At 48.0% G+C, this 18,198-nt stretch carries 16 protein-coding genes and 1 tRNA gene; 1 reads left to right on the plus strand and 16 read right to left on the minus strand.

Translation table 11 applies throughout. The annotated features are described in order from the left end of the window. Nucleotides 1-189: 189 nt before the first annotated feature. From V2P20_RS15370 to rlmE, 10 genes are all read right to left on the minus strand, one after another. Nucleotides 190-990 (minus strand): hypothetical protein, encoded by an 801-nt coding sequence (locus V2P20_RS15370; RefSeq protein ID WP_331819821.1) that lies wholly within the window; start codon nucleotides 988-990, stop codon nucleotides 190-192. Further along, complete coding sequence (locus V2P20_RS15375; RefSeq protein ID WP_331819823.1) at nucleotides 987-1,172, minus strand: hypothetical protein; 186 nt, start codon at nucleotides 1,170-1,172, stop codon at nucleotides 987-989. Before V2P20_RS15375 ends, V2P20_RS15370 begins: the two co-directional genes overlap by 4 nt. A 263-nt stretch (nucleotides 1,173-1,435) precedes the next feature. Beyond that, nucleotides 1,436-1,693, minus strand: coding sequence for a hypothetical protein (locus V2P20_RS15380; RefSeq protein WP_331819825.1), 258 nt, complete (start codon nucleotides 1,691-1,693; stop codon nucleotides 1,436-1,438). A 104-nt stretch (nucleotides 1,694-1,797) separates the two neighbouring features. Continuing rightward, the gene (locus V2P20_RS15385; protein ID WP_331819827.1) at nucleotides 1,798-2,262 is read right to left on the minus strand and encodes a hypothetical protein; all 465 of its coding nucleotides are present in this window, start codon (nucleotides 2,260-2,262) and stop codon (nucleotides 1,798-1,800) included. Between the two features lie 5 nt (nucleotides 2,263-2,267). Then, nucleotides 2,268-3,515, minus strand: a complete 1,248-nt coding sequence (locus tag V2P20_RS15390) for an integrase arm-type DNA-binding domain-containing protein (RefSeq protein ID WP_331819829.1) — start codon at nucleotides 3,513-3,515, stop codon at nucleotides 2,268-2,270. Between the two features lie 162 nt (nucleotides 3,516-3,677). After that, nucleotides 3,678-3,762: transfer RNA gene (locus V2P20_RS15395), tRNA-Leu, on the minus strand. A 40-nt stretch (nucleotides 3,763-3,802) separates the two neighbouring features. Next, nucleotides 3,803-4,231 (minus strand): preprotein translocase subunit SecG, encoded by a 429-nt coding sequence (secG, locus tag V2P20_RS15400; protein ID WP_194970479.1) that lies wholly within the window; start codon nucleotides 4,229-4,231, stop codon nucleotides 3,803-3,805. Nucleotides 4,232-4,550: 319 nt separating this feature from the next. Then, nucleotides 4,551-5,891 carry a phosphoglucosamine mutase gene (glmM, locus tag V2P20_RS15405; RefSeq protein WP_331819832.1) on the minus strand — a complete coding sequence of 447 codons (1,341 nt, stop codon included), beginning with the start codon at nucleotides 5,889-5,891 and terminating at the stop codon, nucleotides 4,551-4,553. 176 nt (nucleotides 5,892-6,067) lie between these two features. After that, nucleotides 6,068-7,975, minus strand: a complete 1,908-nt coding sequence (gene ftsH, locus V2P20_RS15410) for an ATP-dependent zinc metalloprotease FtsH (protein WP_194970493.1) — start codon at nucleotides 7,973-7,975, stop codon at nucleotides 6,068-6,070. Between the two features lie 178 nt (nucleotides 7,976-8,153). Continuing rightward, nucleotides 8,154-8,771, minus strand: coding sequence for a 23S rRNA (uridine(2552)-2'-O)-methyltransferase RlmE (gene rlmE, locus V2P20_RS15415; protein ID WP_331819834.1), 618 nt, complete (start codon nucleotides 8,769-8,771; stop codon nucleotides 8,154-8,156). 46 nt (nucleotides 8,772-8,817) lie between these two features. Between rlmE and yhbY the strand changes: the two genes are divergently transcribed. After that, nucleotides 8,818-9,084: a ribosome assembly RNA-binding protein YhbY gene (gene yhbY / locus V2P20_RS15420; protein WP_194970476.1), complete on the plus strand. Its 267-nt coding sequence runs from the start codon at nucleotides 8,818-8,820 to the stop codon at nucleotides 9,082-9,084. A 60-nt stretch (nucleotides 9,085-9,144) separates the two neighbouring features. Here the strand turns inward: yhbY and greA are convergent, their stop codons facing one another. From greA to dnaK, 6 genes are all read right to left on the minus strand, one after another. Further along, nucleotides 9,145-9,621, minus strand: a complete 477-nt coding sequence (gene greA, locus V2P20_RS15425) for a transcription elongation factor GreA (RefSeq protein ID WP_331819837.1) — start codon at nucleotides 9,619-9,621, stop codon at nucleotides 9,145-9,147. An 81-nt stretch (nucleotides 9,622-9,702) separates the two neighbouring features. Beyond that, nucleotides 9,703-12,921, minus strand: coding sequence for a carbamoyl-phosphate synthase large subunit (gene carB, locus V2P20_RS15430; RefSeq protein ID WP_331819839.1), 3,219 nt, complete (start codon nucleotides 12,919-12,921; stop codon nucleotides 9,703-9,705). A 36-nt stretch (nucleotides 12,922-12,957) separates the two neighbouring features. Then, entirely contained in the window at nucleotides 12,958-14,088 is a 1,131-nt protein-coding gene (gene carA / locus V2P20_RS15435) for a glutamine-hydrolyzing carbamoyl-phosphate synthase small subunit (RefSeq protein WP_331819841.1), read from the minus strand. A 103-nt stretch (nucleotides 14,089-14,191) separates the two neighbouring features. After that, nucleotides 14,192-15,010 carry a 4-hydroxy-tetrahydrodipicolinate reductase gene (gene dapB, locus V2P20_RS15440; RefSeq protein ID WP_348532252.1) on the minus strand — a complete coding sequence of 273 codons (819 nt, stop codon included), beginning with the start codon at nucleotides 15,008-15,010 and terminating at the stop codon, nucleotides 14,192-14,194. Further along, complete coding sequence (gene dnaJ / locus V2P20_RS15445) at nucleotides 15,007-16,137, minus strand: molecular chaperone DnaJ (protein WP_331819845.1); 1,131 nt, start codon at nucleotides 16,135-16,137, stop codon at nucleotides 15,007-15,009. Before dnaJ ends, dapB begins: the two co-directional genes overlap by 4 nt. Nucleotides 16,138-16,266: 129 nt before the next feature. Further along, a complete protein-coding gene (dnaK, locus tag V2P20_RS15450) occupies nucleotides 16,267-18,195 on the minus strand; it encodes a molecular chaperone DnaK (protein ID WP_331819847.1) in 1,929 nt (642 codons plus the stop codon). Between the last annotated feature and the right edge of the window lie 3 nt (nucleotides 18,196-18,198).

Here is an 18,198-nt window from a genome sequence, read left to right on the forward strand (position 1 = left end):
AGAATAAGTGTGTTAATTTCATCAGTAGCAGGTTCTTGTTTGGAGAAAGTTAGCGTCGAAAACTTATTTTCTCTTTTATAACAAAAACCTGCTCCCTTTTTTATCCCGAACTCAGGTTAGAAATAACAGTAATGGCATGATTGCAGCTCTTGATGACTTCGATTTGATCTTGTACACGATTTTTGCCGCTCATGGTTGCACCCCGTAATAAGCGTCTAATAGCGCCCGGGCGTCTTTGATTTCAAAGCGAATGGTCTCAGCGGATCGCCACAAAGTATCGCGAGAGAAATCTGCCTTATTGGTTTCCTGACAAGCGACTTCGATCAAATCAGCCACTGCTTCGGCACGTTGCAGGATCGGATATAGAGCGTGGTACATGGCAAAAGAATCACCCTTTTTTACGCTAAATGGCGCCCGGTGACTGAAAATGATATTGGGTTTATTGGTTTGATCTTGCTCGGTTTGAGCGTTTGATGCTGTGGTTTCCATTAGCCCTTCCTTGGTCATCAGGTATATAACCTGGCATTCAATGTCGTAAAGCAACTGGTCACTCCAGCCGGGGGTATGCCGAATGTGCAAGATCTCATGAAAGAGTCTAAAGCCTTCAGCATCTAGGCGGGACAACTCGCCCAGGCTATGTTGAAAAGGCTGGTCGGTCCGGTAGGCGCTGATAAAGGCGTCGGCCAGGAATTGACCGGAGTGGCCGCCTTGGTCAATGCGATCAAGCAACAATTCAGGCTCGAGCGATAATGGCTTGATGCCGCGTTCCTGATCCTGCCTGGCCATAAGATCATCAAGGCTGATGACTTGGGCTTGCTCTGAATTTAAAGCCTCCAGGTCATCGGCGGCCTGAATTAACTGGGCTGCCATCTTTCTGAGACTGTCCGAATACATTTCGGCATCCAGTCCCGGAAAGTTTTTAACGATGGCCAGCGGTTTGGCGTGCCGGTCTCGGATTATTTCGATATGGAGCGTTCTGTTTTGGCTCATTGTGCGGCCTCCATTCTGGAAAACTTCACAATAGCGGCGGGGGTTTCAGCAACCAGGGCGACTACCTGAGCAAAGGTTAAGTCCTGGCAAATTAATTGCCGGCCTTCAGGTGTGCGTTTGATAAGGTTGAATCTTGATTGTCTTTGGCTGGATTTAGCCGGTGTTTGGACGTGATTTTTCATGATTGTGTCTCGTAAGGTTATAAACCCGACACCTAGACGCCAATCATGGGTGCCGGACTGAACGAAGTTGGCGTACCGGTACGAGCACCGGCCAGTCTTGCGACTGCTCCGCCCAGCCCGACATAACGATGAGGAACTGAGAAGTTTTCGCGCACAAAAAAACCGCTTAATCGCGGCTGTGCCGCTCGTATTCCAGGACGCCAATCCCGTGCTGCAATTTGGCAGCAGAATAAGCATAGCGGCTTGTAGATATTTCGTCAAGATCATGCATCCTCGCCATTTTCAAGTGAAGCAAGCAAGGCACGTATCTCAGAGACCGGCCAGACTCGGCAGCGCGGGGATAACAATTTTCCAGCGGGATATTTACCTTCTTTTACCCCATTAAGAAAGCTGGTTTTTGAAATACCTAAAACCGCTAAAACTGTACATAATCGAACTACGCCTTCAGGCGGTAATGATGTAGGAATGTATGTGATTTTGTTGCGGGTTTTACGTTGAGAGTTTATGTTTTTTGTTGTCATTGCTCGTCCTCCTTTGGACGTTATTGGAACAATGACACCGTATTATTCACATATTTTTTCGAATGTAACCTCGGTAATTTTGCTTTTAATTACCGGGTTGACAATTAGATTTTTGAAGTTTTTCTATCTATTAATGATTTGATTTTTATAATATTTCTGACAGCTTCTCTACGATCCTTGATAAATTTTTCAGCCGTTGTTTTCTCAACGTGAAATTCTCTTTTTAGAAGATCAATAGCCCTGTCATAGGTTATTTCTCCTGATTCAAGGCTTAATACGATGCCAAATTCAGGATCATGAATGGTCTGTTTTAACCTTGCATTTTTTGGCCCTGTTTTTTTCCTTATCCCTAGTTCCTTCCTTAGATCTACGCCAACAACTATTAATGCCGATAATGCCCTGGCAACTGCCAAAAATTCTTCTTTGGTTATACCTTCACCCAAGTTCTCTGGCTCTGGGTCTATACCTGATGCCTTGCACTCTATAAAGCGTTCAAATGATCCCCAATAGTTTTTATCTACTTTTTCAATAAACCGCTTCAATGCTTCAAGATCATAATAATCATTCACAGCTATCACCCATTTTTACGCATCAATGGGATAACATCAGCGCCAGCCTTTAGGCTATCCAGATAATCAGACCAGGCTTGCATCATCTTTCGACGTTCTTCCAGGTATTGCGCCCGGTTGTATGCTGCCCTTACTGCATCCCTTGGCATGTGACAAAGCTGCCGCTCAATAGCATCTGGAGACCATCCTTGCTCATTCAGTAAAGTTGAAGCTGTGGTTCTGAATCCGTGTGCGGTCATGACATCGCTATCATAACCCAACGTTTTAAGCGCCGTTCTGATCGTGTTATCTGACATTGGCCGCCCATCGCCACGGCTTGAGGGGAACACATAGCGGCCCGATCCGGTTAGCGGTTTGATTTCCTCCAGGATGGAAACGGCCTGTTTGGACAATGGCACAATATGTAATACTTCTGTCTTGGTGACAAAATAGCGCCATTCTCTGGCCTCTAAATCAATATCATCCCATTCCATTTGGCGGATTTCGCCAGGTCGCTGAAACAGCAAAGGCGATAACCGGAACGCGCACTGTACAACGAAGGTTCCCTGGTAGCTGTATATGTCCCTGAGCAATTGGCCTATTTCTTTGGGGTCTGTCAGTGCCGCCCGATGTTTTACTTTTTGTGCCGGTATCTGCGCTGCTACGGCCTGAGCTGGATCATAGTTTGTAAAGCCGTGAGCTATGGCATAGCTATATACAGAACTGATCTCACTATGGACTCGATGCGCTGTTTCAAGCTGGTTTTTGGCAATGAGCGGCTTTATAACGCCATAAATATCCGGTGATTTGATTTCGGCTACATCCATTGCCCCAATGCCAGGGAAAACATGCCTTTCAAAATGCCTGATCTTTTTTTGTCGTGTAAGTTCTCTAACCGTGTGCGCTGCTGATTCTAGCCAGTCACGCGCGACATGCTCAAAACTATTGAGAACCGGCAAGCCGGCATCAAGCCTATTTTGCCGATCAATGGCGGCGGCTTTCTCGGCTTTACCCTGCTTCCTAATTTCGCCGGGATCTATTCCATCAGTTATTTGTTTTTTGGCTTCGTCTCGTTTGTCTCTGGCCTGCTTCAAACTGATCTCTGGATAAACACCCAAGGCCAATGTTTTACGCTTTCCGTCAAAACGGTAATCAAGCCGAAAGTATTTTCCGCCGTTGGGATGGATAAAGAGATACATGCCTTTTTCATCAGGCATTTTATAAGGCTTTTCGGTGGGTTTGGCGTTACGGATGGCGGTATCTGACAGCGACATGACGGTATATTTTTTGACGGTATAAGATGTACCGCCATTTATACCGTCATAAATGACGGTATGTCAACGAATCTGCTTGTACTTCGTTGGACAATAAAAAACCCGCTAGACCAGAAGGAATGCGGGTTTTTGTACTTTGTTGGGTCTCTTAAACCCTTAACTTGGTGCCGATGGTCGGATTTGAACCGACACGACTTGCGTCACCACCCCCTCAAGATGGCGTGTCTACCAATTTCACCACATCGGCTAATAAATCATCAGAACGTCATATTAAACACTGTTTTGAATTATTTTTCCACTTTATCTTTAGTTTGATCAACAGGCTTTTCAGCAGGCGTTGCCGCTGGCGCTGGTGCCACTGGCGCTTTTTCTGATCCGGCCTCAGGTATAACGGGAACACTCTTCATATCTGTGGCTCCATCCACTTTAGGAATACCGGAAGTATCCTCGACTTCAGGAGTACTCATCAGATCAGTAGTTTTGCCCTGTTGACCACTTAATACAGCGAGCCCTAAGCTGGTCGTAAAAAACAAAGTTGCCAAAATTGCTGTTGCCCGAGACAAAAATGAAGCAGCGCCCTGAGCACCAAAAACGGAACCTGAAGAGCCGGAACCAAAAGCCGCGCCCGCATCAGCCCCTTTTCCTTGCTGCATTAGAACTAATCCAACAACGCCTATACCCAACAACACATGAACAACAATGATTACCTGATACATAAAAAGTCTAAACTACTCTAAGTCGAATGATAAATCTGTAAAAGGACCCGCATCCTGCGAAGCCTCACCTATTAAGCTGCTATCAATATTCTCATGACAAGCAAGTCTTTTCCCTATCCGGCTTAACACTACCTCAACATACTTATAATTGCATTTCGCATCGGTAATGTCCTTATCTTTCCAGTTATAACTGTTGATCTTAGGGATTGAGTCCGCTCATCCGTTGCTGTTTCTTAAAATTCTCACAACCAGAGACTGGAGCATTTCTACGCTCAAGCAGGAAATAAACGACGTATAATATATGCTAATTACTTATAGTTCAAGCTCCTATTGCCTTCTTAACATCGCCGGCCAAGTAATTTGCGTACTCTTTTACCAAGCCTTCGCTTTGTCCTTCTACCATTACACGAATCAGGGGTTCTGTCCCTGAAGCTCTTAACAGCACTCGGCCAGTATCGCCCAGTTTTTTCTCAATGGACTTCACTGCTTTTTGTATGGACTCATCCTTATCCGGATCTACTTTTTTGCTTGTTTTGACATTCACTAGAACTTGAGGATATTTTTGCATTCCGGATTTCAATTCGTACAAATTTTTCCCGCTACTTTGCATCTCCGCCATAACTTGTAGCGCCGAAATAATGCCATCCCCTGTTGTCGTTCTATCCAGGCAAATAATATGACCGGAATTTTCCCCGCCTAATATGCCATTATTGACTGTCAACATTTCCATGACGTACCGGTCGCCTACTTTCGCCCTCATCAGATCTATGCCCAGTTCTTTCAAACCGTGCTCCATACCCAGATTTGTCATTAATGTACCGACTACAGGGCCGGACAATTGGCCTGACTTCAGTCTTGATTTAGCGATAATATAAATGAGTTCATCACCGTCAACGATTTCACCTTTATGATCCACCATTATTACACGGTCGCCATCGCCATCAAATGCGATGCCTAAATCTGCTCTGTACTCCAGAACGGTCTCAGCTAACTTCTCCGGCCTGGTTGATCCGCATTCATCATTAATATTAAGCCCATCCGGCTCTGCGCCAATCGTGACAACTTCTGCGCCTACCTCGCTAAACACATGAGGCGCTATATGATAAGTTGCCCCATGAGCGCAGTCGATTACAATCCGCAACCCTTTAAAATCAAGCCCAGAAGGAACACTTGCCTTGCAAAACTCAATATAACGGCCGGCCGCATCGACCAATCGTTTTGCTTTGCCTAATTTTGAGGACTCTACCGTAGTCATCGACGAGTCAATGTAATGTTCTATTTTTTTCTCTATTTCATCAGGCAATTTTGTGCCTTGCACCGAGAAAAACTTTACGCCATTATCGTAATAGGGATTGTGAGAAGCACTAATAACAATACCTGCACTCGCTCTCAATGTACGAGTTAAGTAAGCTATACCCGGCGTAGGCATGGGGCCCAATAGCCGAGTATCGACACCTGCCGCAGTCAAGCCCGCTTCCAACGCGGATTCAAACATGTAGCCTGAAATACGAGTATCCTTTCCAACCAAAACAAAGCCGTGCCCTTCCTCTGCAAAAACACGTCCGGTAGCCCAACCCAGTTTCAGCAAAAAATCTGCCGTGATGGGGGCATCCCCTACTCTGCCTCTGATACCATCAGTCCCAAAATATTTTTTTGTCATAATCCTACAAACCTCTACCTGAAAAATAGGGAAGCATTAATGCTTTCATAGATTATTATGCGATAAAAACATGCATTATTCTCGAATTCAGTTCACTTTATCGCATTCCTTGCCAAAAATTACGCATAAAAAAAGGAGAGATATCAATCTCTCCTTTTTTTCAAGCTAGAGAATTGCTAGATCTGCTCGGCTGTGCCGCCAATCGGCTTCTCCGTCGCTCCTTTGGAATCATCTGCCTTAACATCAGCATGAGGAGGCGTGTCATCCCAGCCTTGAGGCTCTCTGACCGGTTTACGGGCCATCAGATCGTCAATCTGATATTTATCGATAGTCTCATACTTCATTAACGCTTCAGCCATGGCATGCAGAATGTCAATATTTTCCTTAAGAATTTTTTCCGCACGCTCATAGTTCCGGTCAATGAAAGAACGAATCTCTTCATCAATCGTATGAGAAGTTTCTTCCGCAACTGTCTTATGCTGCGTTACCGAGCGTCCCAGAAAAACTTCACCTTCCTCTTCACTGTATGCCAACGGCCCTAAACGTTGAGATAATCCCCATTTAGTCACCATGTTTCTGGCTAACTCAGTGGCTCTCTCGATATCATTGGAGGCACCGGTGCTAACCTGCTCCCAACCAAAGATCATTTCTTCGGCAATACGGCCGCCATATAAACTGGAGATCATGCTGTCCAATTTTTGTTTGCTGGCGCTGTATTGATCCCTTTCCGGCAAGAACATGGTAACACCCAACGCACGTCCCCGCGGCATGATACTGACTTTGTAAACAGGGTCATGCTCAGGAACAAGCCTTCCGACGATAGCATGGCCGGCCTCGTGATAGGCCGTCATCTTTTTTTCCTTCTCGCCCATAACCATGGAGCGTCTTTCAGCGCCCATGATCAGCTTATCCTTGGCTTTTTCCAGATCCGCCATATTCACCAGGCGTTTATTTGATCTGGCTGCAAACAAAGCCGCCTCATTAACCAGGTTAGCAAGATCGGCGCCTGAAAAACCTGGCGTACCCTGGGCTATATATTTAACTTCAACATCGTCAGCCGTAGGCACTTTCTTTAGGTGCACATTAAGAATCTGTTCCCGGCCTCTTACATCAGGCAGACCCACCGTTATTTGACGGTCAAACCTGCCAGGACGCAACAAAGCCTGATCCAATACATCGGGACGGTTTGTCGCGGCAATGACGATAATGCCTTCATTGCCCTCAAAACCATCCATTTCCACGAGCAATTGGTTCAATGTTTGCTCGCGCTCATCATTTCCGCCGCCCAGGCCGGCGCCCCGTTGACGACCGACCGCATCGATCTCATCAATAAAAATAATGCACGGTGCGTGCTTTTTAGCCTGATCAAACATATCGCGTACGCGCGATGCACCTACACCCACGAACATTTCCACAAAATCCGAGCCGGAAATAGTGAAAAACGGAACTTTAGCTTCGCCGGCAATGGCTCTGGCAAGCAATGTTTTACCTGTACCAGGAGGGCCGATCATCAGTGCGCCGCGAGGAATTTTGCCGCCCAATTTCTGATATTTGGCCGGATCTCTCAGGAAGTCGACCATCTCAACGACCTCTTCCTTAGCTTCATCGCAGCCAGCCACATCGGCAAAGGTCACTTTAATCTGATCTTCTTCAAGCATGCGGGCTTTGCTCTTTCCAAAAGTCATTGCGCCGCGGCCACCGCCAGCGCCGCCCTGCATTTGCCGCATGAAAAATACCCAAACAGCAATAAGCAACAGCATCGGCCCAAAGGACACCAGCAACTGCATGAGCATTGAAGGCTGTTCGGGTGGTATAGCTTTAATTTCGACGCCGTTTGCCAGCAAGTCATCAACTAAATGCGGGTCTTCCGGTGCATAGGTTTTAAACCTCTCACCTCCCTGCATTTTGCCTTTGATAACGTTATCGTCAATCATAACTTGCTGAACCTGGCCCGATTTTACCGACTCAATGAACTGCGAATATGATAGCGATGAATCGCCCCGGTCGCTCTGCGGACCAAAATTATTAAAGATGGACATCAATACAACAATAATGACGCCCCACAGGATTATATTTTTAATCATATCGTTCAATTTGCACACCCTAGGGCCGAACGGCTCACGGTTTAAAAAACTGACTAATTATATCAGGAATAATCTTTTTGACAGTGTCTATTTATCTGGAATTCACCAGCTATGAAAATAAAATTTCCACCACACCTAGTAATCTCCTTATTAGCTAAATATTAAGGGCTATAAACGATTATTTAAACCCTTTGGCCAAAATATATACTTCATTACTTCTTGGTCTTGAAGCTTTCGGTTTTCTAATGACTACCCTTGAAAAAGATTTCTGCACTTCTTGATAAAACTGCTCAAAGCCTTCGCCATGGAACAGCTTAACCAGAAAAGTACCGCCTTTTGCCAGCACCGCCTTGGCCGTTTCCAAAGCCAGTTCTCCCAGGTAAATGGAGCGCGGCTGGTCTACAGCTTTGTTGCCGCTCATATTCGGCGCCATATCCGACATCACCAAATTAACCTCTGCTCCATCGAGAACGGCATATAACTCATCCAGAACAGCTTGTTCGCGGAAATCTCCCTGTATAAAGTCAACACCTTCAATCGGCTCCATCGGCAAAATATCCAATGCAATGATCTTATTCTTTTTACCGATAATCTCTCGTGCAAACTGCGACCATCCGCCCGGGGCCGCGCCTAAATCAATAATATTCATCCCTGGCTTGATAATTTGATCCTTATCCTGAATCTCATTCAGCTTAAAAACCGCGCGCGATCTATAGCCCTTCACTTGAGCCATTTTGACATATTCGTCACTGAAATGTTCCTGCATCCAGCGACTGCTACTTTTACTTCGTCCCATTGCCAATTTTTAGTGTAAAATTAAGTTTTTGATTTAGGAATAAAGAGTGAATTCTGCAGATAAGAAAAAACTCCGAGCGCAGGCTCATAGCTTAAAACCCGTAATCATGATCGGCCAATCCGGATTGACAGCTGCAGTCATGGCAGAAATAGAACTGGCACTCGACAGCCACGAGCTTATAAAGGTAAGAATACGTGCCGAACGGGAAGATCGCAAGCAAATTAGCGATAAAATCTGCATGGATACAGGAGCGGCACTTATTCAAACTATCGGCCAGATTGCTGTCATTTACAGAGTAAACCCCGACAAATAACTCAAACCAAGGCTAAAGATGGAAAGCGCCATAGCTTATATCTTTAGCCTTGAGACTCAATCAAATATATTCGACTGAGATAATTTCGTATTCGACATTGCCGCCCGGCGCCTTAACCGTAACAACATCTCCAGCTTCTTTACCAATTAGCGCCCGCGCGATAGGCGATCCGATTGAGATGCGGCCATCCTTAATGTTGGCTTCATCTTCACCGACAATTTGATACGTCACTTTCTTTTCCGATTCTATATCTTCTATTTCAACTGTTGCACCGAAAACCACCTTTCCATTCGCATCCAGTTTAGTGACATCAATAATTTGGGCATTGGATAATTTAGCCTCAATTTCGGCAATACGTCCTTCTGCGAAACTTTGTTGCTCACGCGCAGCATGATATTCCGCATTTTCCTTTAAATCGCCGTGCTCACGCGCAGAAGCTATAGACGCAATAATGCGCGGACGAACTACTGATTTCAATTCGTCCAATTCCTCACGCAATTTTTCTGCACCCTTCACGGTAAGCGGTACTTTATTCATTTTGTTACAACTCCAAAAATATTATTCATCCATCCCTTAACCTGGGAATTCAAAACCTGCCTAACGCAGATCGATCATTAACTAAGTCAGGCTTTTATGCAGATCCTGAAGACTATTCACATTACCGGCATCCAGTTCGCCAAGCGCGTAACAGGCAGCTCTAGCGCCAGCCATAGTCGTGTAATAGGTTACGCGATGCTGCAATGCTTCTCTGCGCATGGTAAATGAATCAGAAATAGCCTTTTTACCTTCCGTTGTATTAATAATCAACTGAACCTGATCATTTTTTATCATATCGACTGTATTAGGTCGACCTTCATTGACCTTAAATACAACTTCGCAAGGAATGCCGGCTTCCTTAAGAAACTTAGCCGTGCCGCCGGTTGCGACAATCTCATATTTTTTCTCCACCAGCATTCTTGCAATATCAGGCAGTTTGGGTTTATCAGCATCGCGAATGCTGATCAGCACCTTGCCGCTATGATTCAAGTTAACGCCAGCCGCTCGTTGAGATTTGGCGAACGCTTCACCGAACGTCTTTCCAACTCCCATCACCTCACCTGTTGACTTCATTTCAGGCCCCAATAAAGGGTCTACACCTGGGAACTTAACGAACGGAAACACGGCTTCCTTGACCGAATAATAAGAAGGAATACGCTCTTCAGTAATGCCTTGTTGCGCCAACGATTGCCCTACCATGCAGCGCGCCGCAATTTTGGCCAGCGGATAGCCTGTGGCTTTGGATACAAACGGCGCCGTACGCGATGCCCTTGGATTCACTTCCAGCACATAGATGTCTTCGCCCTGAATCGCAAACTGCGTGTTCATCAAGCCTCTTACGCCCAGAGCCTCTGCCATTTTGGCGACCTGTTCGCGCAATTTGTCCTGAATCTCGGGAGCCAGGTCGTATGGCGGCAATGAACATGCTGAATCGCCTGAATGGATACCGGCCTGTTCGATATGTTCCATCAGACCGCCGATCAATACGCGCTCGCCGTCATAGATGGCATCGACATCCATTTCGACCGCATCATCAAGGAATCGGTCGAGTAGAACCGGCGAGTCATTGGACACTGTAACCGCTTCCTTCATATAGCGCTGCAGGCCTTCTTCATTGAAAACGATTTCCATGGCGCGCCCGCCCAATACATAGGAAGGCCTCACAACCAAAGGATAGCCCAGCTCTTTTGCCGCATTAAGCGCCTGCTCGACAGAACGCGCTGTGGCATTGGGTGGCTGTCTCAAATCCAGCCGCTCCAGCAATTTTTGAAACCGCTCACGGTCCTCGGCCAAATCAATTGAATCGGGCGATGTGCCAATAATCGGCACGCCAGCCGCTTCCAGCGCGCGCGCCAGCTTCAGAGGCGTCTGTCCACCGTATTGAACAATTACACCTTTGGGTTTTTCAATATTGACGATTTCAAGCACGTCTTCCAAGGTTAACGATTCAAAATACAATCGGTCGGACGTATCGAAATCGGTGGAAACCGTCTCAGGGTTGCAGTTGACCATGATCGTTTCATAACCGTCTTCACGCAGCGCCAATGCCGCATGCACGCAGCAATAGTCGAACTCGATACCTTGTCCGATACGGTTAGGCCCGCCGCCGAGAATAATGATTTTTTCCTTATCCGAAACGCGCGCTTCGCATTCTTCTTCATAAGTCGAATACAAATAAGCCGTATCCGAGGAGAATTCAGCCGCGCAGGAATCGATGCGTTTGTAGACCGGGCGGATATTCTGTTTATGCCTGACGTTGCGCACTTCCGATTCGGTCGTATCGAGCAACTTGGCCAGTCTTTGATCAGAGAAGCCTTTACGCTTTAACCTGTAAAGTTCGCCCTCTTTCAACGTCGACAAAGTTTTGGTCGATAATGATTTTTCGGTCAGCACCAAATCTTCAATTTGCGCCAAAAACCATGGATCGATTTTGGATGCCTCATGCACTTCATCCAGAGTCATGCCGCTACGGAAGGCATCAGCGACATAAAGCAAACGATCTGGCCCCGGATGGCGCATTTCACGCTGCATTTTTTCGCGTGCATCTTCGGCGCTCAAGTCGACAACTTCATCGAGACCGCTGATGCCGATTTCCAGACCGCGCAAGGCTTTTTGCAGCGACTCCTGAAAAGTCCGGCCTATCGCCATGACCTCGCCTACCGACTTCATCTGCGTAGTCAGACGATCGTCGGCTTGCGGGAATTTCTCGAAAGTGAAGCGCGGCACTTTGGTGACGACATAATCGATCGTCGGTTCAAACGATGCCGGAGTTGCGCCGCCCGTGATCTCATTTTGCAGTTCATCCAATGTATAGCCGACGGCCAGTTTGGCTGCCACTTTGGCAATCGGGAAGCCGGTAGCCTTGGAGGCCAGCGCTGACGAGCGCGATACGCGAGGATTCATTTCGATCACGACCATGCGCCCATCTTCAGGATTGATCGCCACCTGTACGTTTGAGCCGCCGGTATCGACGCCGATTTCGCGCAATACGGATACCGCGACATTGCGTAAAATCTGGTATTCCTTATCAGTCAAGGTCTGCGCCGGGGCCACGGTGATCGAATCACCGGTGTGCACGCCCATCGGATCAAAATTCTCGATCGAGCAGACGATGATGCAATTGTCTTTCGAATCGCGCACAACTTCCATTTCATACTCTTTCCAACCCAGCACCGATTCCTCAATCAGCAGCTCATTGGTCGGAGATAAATCAAGGCCGCGTTCGCAAATTTCAATAAACTCTTCCTTGTTATAGGCAATGCCGCCGCCGCTGCCGCCCATGGTAAAAGACGGACGGATGATGGTGGGATAACCGACTTCCTGCTGAGCCGCCAGCGCCTCCTCCATTGAATGCGCGGTCTTTGAGCGCGCCACTTCGAAACCGATTTTTCGCATGGCCTGATTGAACAGTTCACGGTCTTCGGCTTTGTTGATCGCTTCTTTGGTGGCGCCGATCATCTCGACGCCGTATTTTTCCAGCACCCCATGCGCATCCAGCGCCAGCGCGCAGTTCAATGCCGTCTGTCCGCCCATCGTCGGCAGGATGGCATCGGGACGTTCTTTTTCGATAATTTTTTCCACGGTTTGCCAATCGATAGGCTCGATGTAAATGGCATCGGCCATATCCGGATCAGTCATAATGGTAGCCGGATTCGAGTTGACCAGAATGACGCGATAGCCTTCTTCCCGCAGTGCTTTACAAGCTTGCGTACCCGAATAATCAAACTCACAAGCTTGACCAATAACAATCGGGCCTGCGCCCAGTAATAAAATCGATTTTATGTCGGTTCTTTTTGGCATTTCGTTGTTTTGCTTTGCTGATTATTGACTGGCTTATTACTTGTTGAACTGATCCATCATAGTGATGAAATCATCAAACAATGATTGTACATCATGAGGACCGGGACTTGCTTCAGGATGTCCCTGAAAGCTCATGGCAGGGCAATCGGTCCGCTTGATGCCCTGCAAGCTGCCGTCAAATAAAGAATGATAGGTTGCGATCAAGTTAGCGGGAAGCGATGCTTCATTAACCGCGAATCCATGATTCTGGCTACTGATCATCACGCGGCCTGTGGATTTTTCCTGCACAGGATGATTGCCGCCGTGATGGCCGAATTTCATTTTTTCGGTTTTGGCTCCGCTGGCTAAAGCCAGTAGCTGATGTCCAAGGCAAATGCCGAATACCGGAATTTTCTTGGCTAAAAATACTTTGATCGCTTCTATGGCGTAAGTGCATGGCTCCGGGTCGCCTGGGCCATTGGATAAAAATATGCCATCGGGATTCATTGCCAGCACGGTTTCCGCCGACGTGGTCGCCGGCACGACCGTAATGCGACAACCACGGTTTGCCAATAATCTCAGGATATTGCGCTTAACACCGAAATCGTAAGCGACAACATGCCGGGCCAGATTTTCAGCTTTAGTGTGGCCGTCTCGCAGATGCCAGACATTTTCAGTCCACTCATAAGGCTCGGCGACGGTAACGTCTTTCGCCAAGTCCATGCCCTGCAATCCCGGGAAAGTATCGATTGCCGCTTTGGCTTCCTCTACATCCACTGATTCCCCGGCCATGATGCAGCCCCGCTGAGCGCCTTTATCACGCAACAGGCGCGTTAATTTGCGCGTATCGACATCGGCGATAGCGACGACGTTATTGTCGATCAGATATTGCTGCAGAGTTTTTTCACAGCGCCAGTTACTGGCCAGCAATGGCAGATCTCTGATGACTAACCCGCTGGCAAAAACGCCGGTAGACTCGTCATCTTCGTCCGTTGTGCCGACATTACCGACATGCGGGTATGTTAATGTAACAATTTGCCGGGCATAAGACGGATCACTGAGGATTTCCTGATATCCGGTCATAGAGGTATTAAATACGACTTCTCCCACGGAACAACCATCGGCGCCTATGGATACGCCATTGAATACTGTTCCGTCTTCCAACACTAACAACGCAGGCTTACTCAAACACGTCACCTCAAATGTGCAAAACGGGATGAACCCGTAAGGACTCACCCCGTTATAAAAAACAAAATTCTGCTTATTTTACGAGATTATAGCGTTTTGGTCATTAACAATTTTTCAGACCTAAGACATCCTGCATGTCATAAAGACCGGTTTGTTTATCTTTCAACCAAACCGCCGCCCTGACTGCACCATTGGCAAAAGTCATGCGGCTTGTGGCTTTGTGCGTGATTTCCACGCGTTCGCCTTCGTCGGCAAACATAACCGTATGTTCTCCAACGATATCGCCGGCACGGATAGTCGAAAAGCCGATGGTTTTTCGGTCCCGCTCGCCGGTATTGCCTTCACGGCCATAAATCGCACAGTTTTTCAAATCCCGGCCTAGCGCAGCCGCAACTACCTCGCCCATGCGCAAGGCAGTGCCTGACGGCGCATCGATCTTATGCCGATGATGGGCCTCAATGACTTCAATATCGGTATAATCACCCATGACCTTGGCGGCCATTTCCAACAATTTGAGCGACAGATTGACACCGACGCTCATATTGGGCGCCAGCACTATCGCCACTTCTTTGGCAGCCTCTGCAATCCGGGCTTTTTGCACATCACTGTACCCCGTAGTTCCGATTACGATTTTTTTGCCGGCCTGGCGGCAAATATCGATATATTCCATGGAAGCATCGGGACGAGTAAAATCGATCAGCACGTCAAACTGGTCAACAACAGACGCCAGATTATCGGCGACTTTAACGCCGACAGCGCTAATACCCGCCAATTCGCCGGCATCCTTCCCCACTGCAAGACTCCCAGGCCGAGAAACTGCTGCAGAAAGCTCAGCCTTGTCGGCCAGTGCCGACGCCTTGATCAGACAAAGCCCCATCCGTCCTGTTGCGCCTACTATAGCAATACGAATCATGGTGCTTATCCTGTCAATTTATCAAAAAAGCTTTTTACACCGTCGGTCCATGAGTGTTCCTGAGGACTATGATGCTTGCCGCCGCCTGACAGGGAATCACCCAACTGTTGAATCAGCTCTTTCTGCTCTTTGGTCAGATGAACCGGGGTTTCAATCTGCACCCGGCACAATAAATCGCCGATCGCGCCGCCGCGTACCGGCTTGACGCCTTTGCCGCGCAATCTGAATAATTTTCCGGTTTGCGTTTCGGCAGGAATTTTGAGCATCACTTTGCCATCGAGCGTCGGCACTTCTATCTCACCTCCTAGGCAAGCCGTAGGAAAGCTGATCGGCACTTCGCAGTAAAGATTGGCGCCATCACGTGTGAAAATCTCATGTTCTTTCACCTGAACCTGCACATACAGATCACCGGCCGGCCCGCCGCGCTCTCCGGCCTCGCCTTCTCCAGCCAAACGAATACGATCGCCGGTATCGACGCCCGCAGGCACTTTGACGGATAAGGTTTTGGTTTCCTGAACACGCCCCTGTCCATAACATTTGCCACAAGGATCCTTAATCTGCTTGCCCGTACCGCGGCAAGTCGGACAGGCCTGTTGGACGGAGAAGAAGCCCTGCTGCATTCTGACCTGCCCATGACCATGACAGGTCGAGCAGATAACCGGACTAGAACCCTTCTTGGCGCCCGAACCGCTACATTCACTGCAAACGACCAGCACCGGCACCCGAATTTTGGCTTCGGTTCCGGCGACAGCTTCTTCCAGCGTCAATTCGAGGTTATAACGCAAATCTGCGCCACGCTGCACAGAGCTGCGTGTCCTTCCGCCGCCAAAAATATCGCCAAACACATCACCGAAAATATCGCTGAAGCTATCGGCGCCGAAACCGCCGCGGCCGCCGCCCATGGATGGATCAACGCCGGCATGACCGAATTGATCATAAGCGGAGCGTTTTTTAGGATCCGACAAAACTTCGTAAGCTTCCTTAATCTGCTTGAATTTCGCTTCAGCCTCAGCCTGATTGTCTTTATTTCTATCAGGATGATACTTCATCGCCAGGCGGCGATAGCTCTTCTTAATCTCTGCATCACTGGCGTTTCTTTCTACACCGAGAAGCTTATAAAAGTCTTCTTTTGCCATGTTCCAATCGTTAGTTTCGTCTTGTTTTTGCTTAAATCCATTCCCGAGGACTTACTCAGGAGTGCAAGCATTGCCATAAAGTTATCAGGAACCGCGCCGTTAAAGGCGCGGCATGAACTATAGTTTTAATTACTTTTTATCGTCCTTGACTTCTTCAAACTCGGCATCGACAACGCCTTCATCAGCAGCATGCTGTTCAGAAGCGCCCGCCCCGGCAGACTCGCCGCCTGCAGCGCCAGCTTTCTGAGCATAAACGCGCTCAGCCAACTTGCCGGACAGTTCAGTCAAGGCATTGGTTTTCGCTTCGATCTCAACTTTGTCATCGCCTTTAACGGCGTCTTTCAGCGCATTGATCGCATTCTCGATCGCGCTTCTTTCATCGGCACCAACCTGATCGCCCAGCTCTTTCAGCGACTTCTCCGTAGCATGGATCATACCATCGGCATGGTTGCGCGCCGCCACCAGTTCTGCCAATTTGCGGTCTTCATCAGCATGAGCCTCGGCATCCTTGATCATGCGTTGAACTTCTTCATCTGATAACCCACTGGACGCTTTAATGACAATAGATTGTTTTTTGCCGGTCGCCTTGTCTCTGGCCGATACGTTCAGAATGCCGTTGGCATCGATATCGAATGCCACTTCGATCTGCGGAATGCCGCGCGGTGCGGGCGGTATATCAGACAGATCAAAACGCCCCAGTGATTTATTGGCAGCCGCCATCTCACGCTCGCCCTGCAACACATGAACCGTTACCGCAGTCTGGTTGTCATCGGCCGTAGAAAAAACCTGTGAAGCATTGGTTGGAATCGTGGTGTTTTTCTCGATCAGCTTGGTCATGACGCCACCCATGGTTTCGATACCCAATGATAGCGGAATAACGTCCAGCAACAGCACGTCTTTGACTTCGCCGCCCAGAACACCGGCCTGAATCGCCGCACCCAAGGCCACCGCCTCATCCGGGTTAACGTCTTTGCGCGGCTCTTTACCGAAAATGTTTTTTACCATTTCCTGTACTTTCGGCATACGGGTTTGACCGCCCACCAGGATCACGTCATCAATTTCGGATGCAGACAAGCCGGCGTCTTTAAGCGCTATTTCGCAAGGACCTTTCGTGCGATTGATCAACTCTTCAACCAGCGATTCCAGTTTTGCGCGGGTCAGTTTAACGTTTAAATGTTTAGGACCTGTTGCATCAGCAGTGATGTAAGGCAGGTTAACATCGGTTTGCTGGGCTGAAGACAGCTCGATCTTGGCTTTTTCCGCCGCTTCTTTCAAACGTTGCAGCGCCAAAGGATCATTATGCAGGTCAACGCCGCTTTCTTTCTTGAATTCTGACGCCAAATATTCAATGACTCTCAAGTCGAAATCTTCGCCGCCGAGGAAAGTGTCACCGTTAGTCGACAATACTTCAAACTGATGCTCGCCTTCTATCTCGGCAATTTCGATGATGGAAATATCGAATGTACCGCCGCCGAGGTCATATACGGCAATTTTGGTATCGCCTTTAGGCTTGTCCATACCGAAAGCCAGCGCCGAGGCAGTCGGCTCGTTGATGATACGCTTTACATCCAGCCCGGCAATACGGCCGGCATCTTTAGTAGCCTGACGTTGTGAATCGTTAAAGTAAGCAGGCACCGTGATAACGGCTTCGGTGACTTCTTCGCCCAGATAAGCCTCGGCGTCTTTTTTCAGTTTCATCAAAACACGTGCTGAAACTTCAGGCGCCGCCATTTTCTTGCCGTGCACCTCAACCCAGGCATCGCCGTTTTCAGCTTCGACAATTTTATAAGGCACCATTTTGATGTCTTTTTGCACGACATCGTCTTTAAAGCGACGGCCGATCAACCGTTTGATAGCAAATAGTGTGTTTTTAGGGTTGGTTACGGCCTGACGCTTAGCCGATTGGCCTACCAATACTTCATCATCACTGGTAAAAGCGATAATTGACGGCGTCGTACGGGCGCCTTCGCTATTCTCGATCACTCTCGCTACGCCGTTTTCTAAAACCGCAACGCAGGAGTTTGTGGTTCCTAAATCTATTCCAATAATTTTAGCCATTGA

It is taken from the genome of Methylobacter sp. Wu1 (assembly GCF_036553575.1).
Taxonomy (GTDB): Bacteria; Pseudomonadota; Gammaproteobacteria; order Methylococcales; family Methylomonadaceae; genus Methylobacter.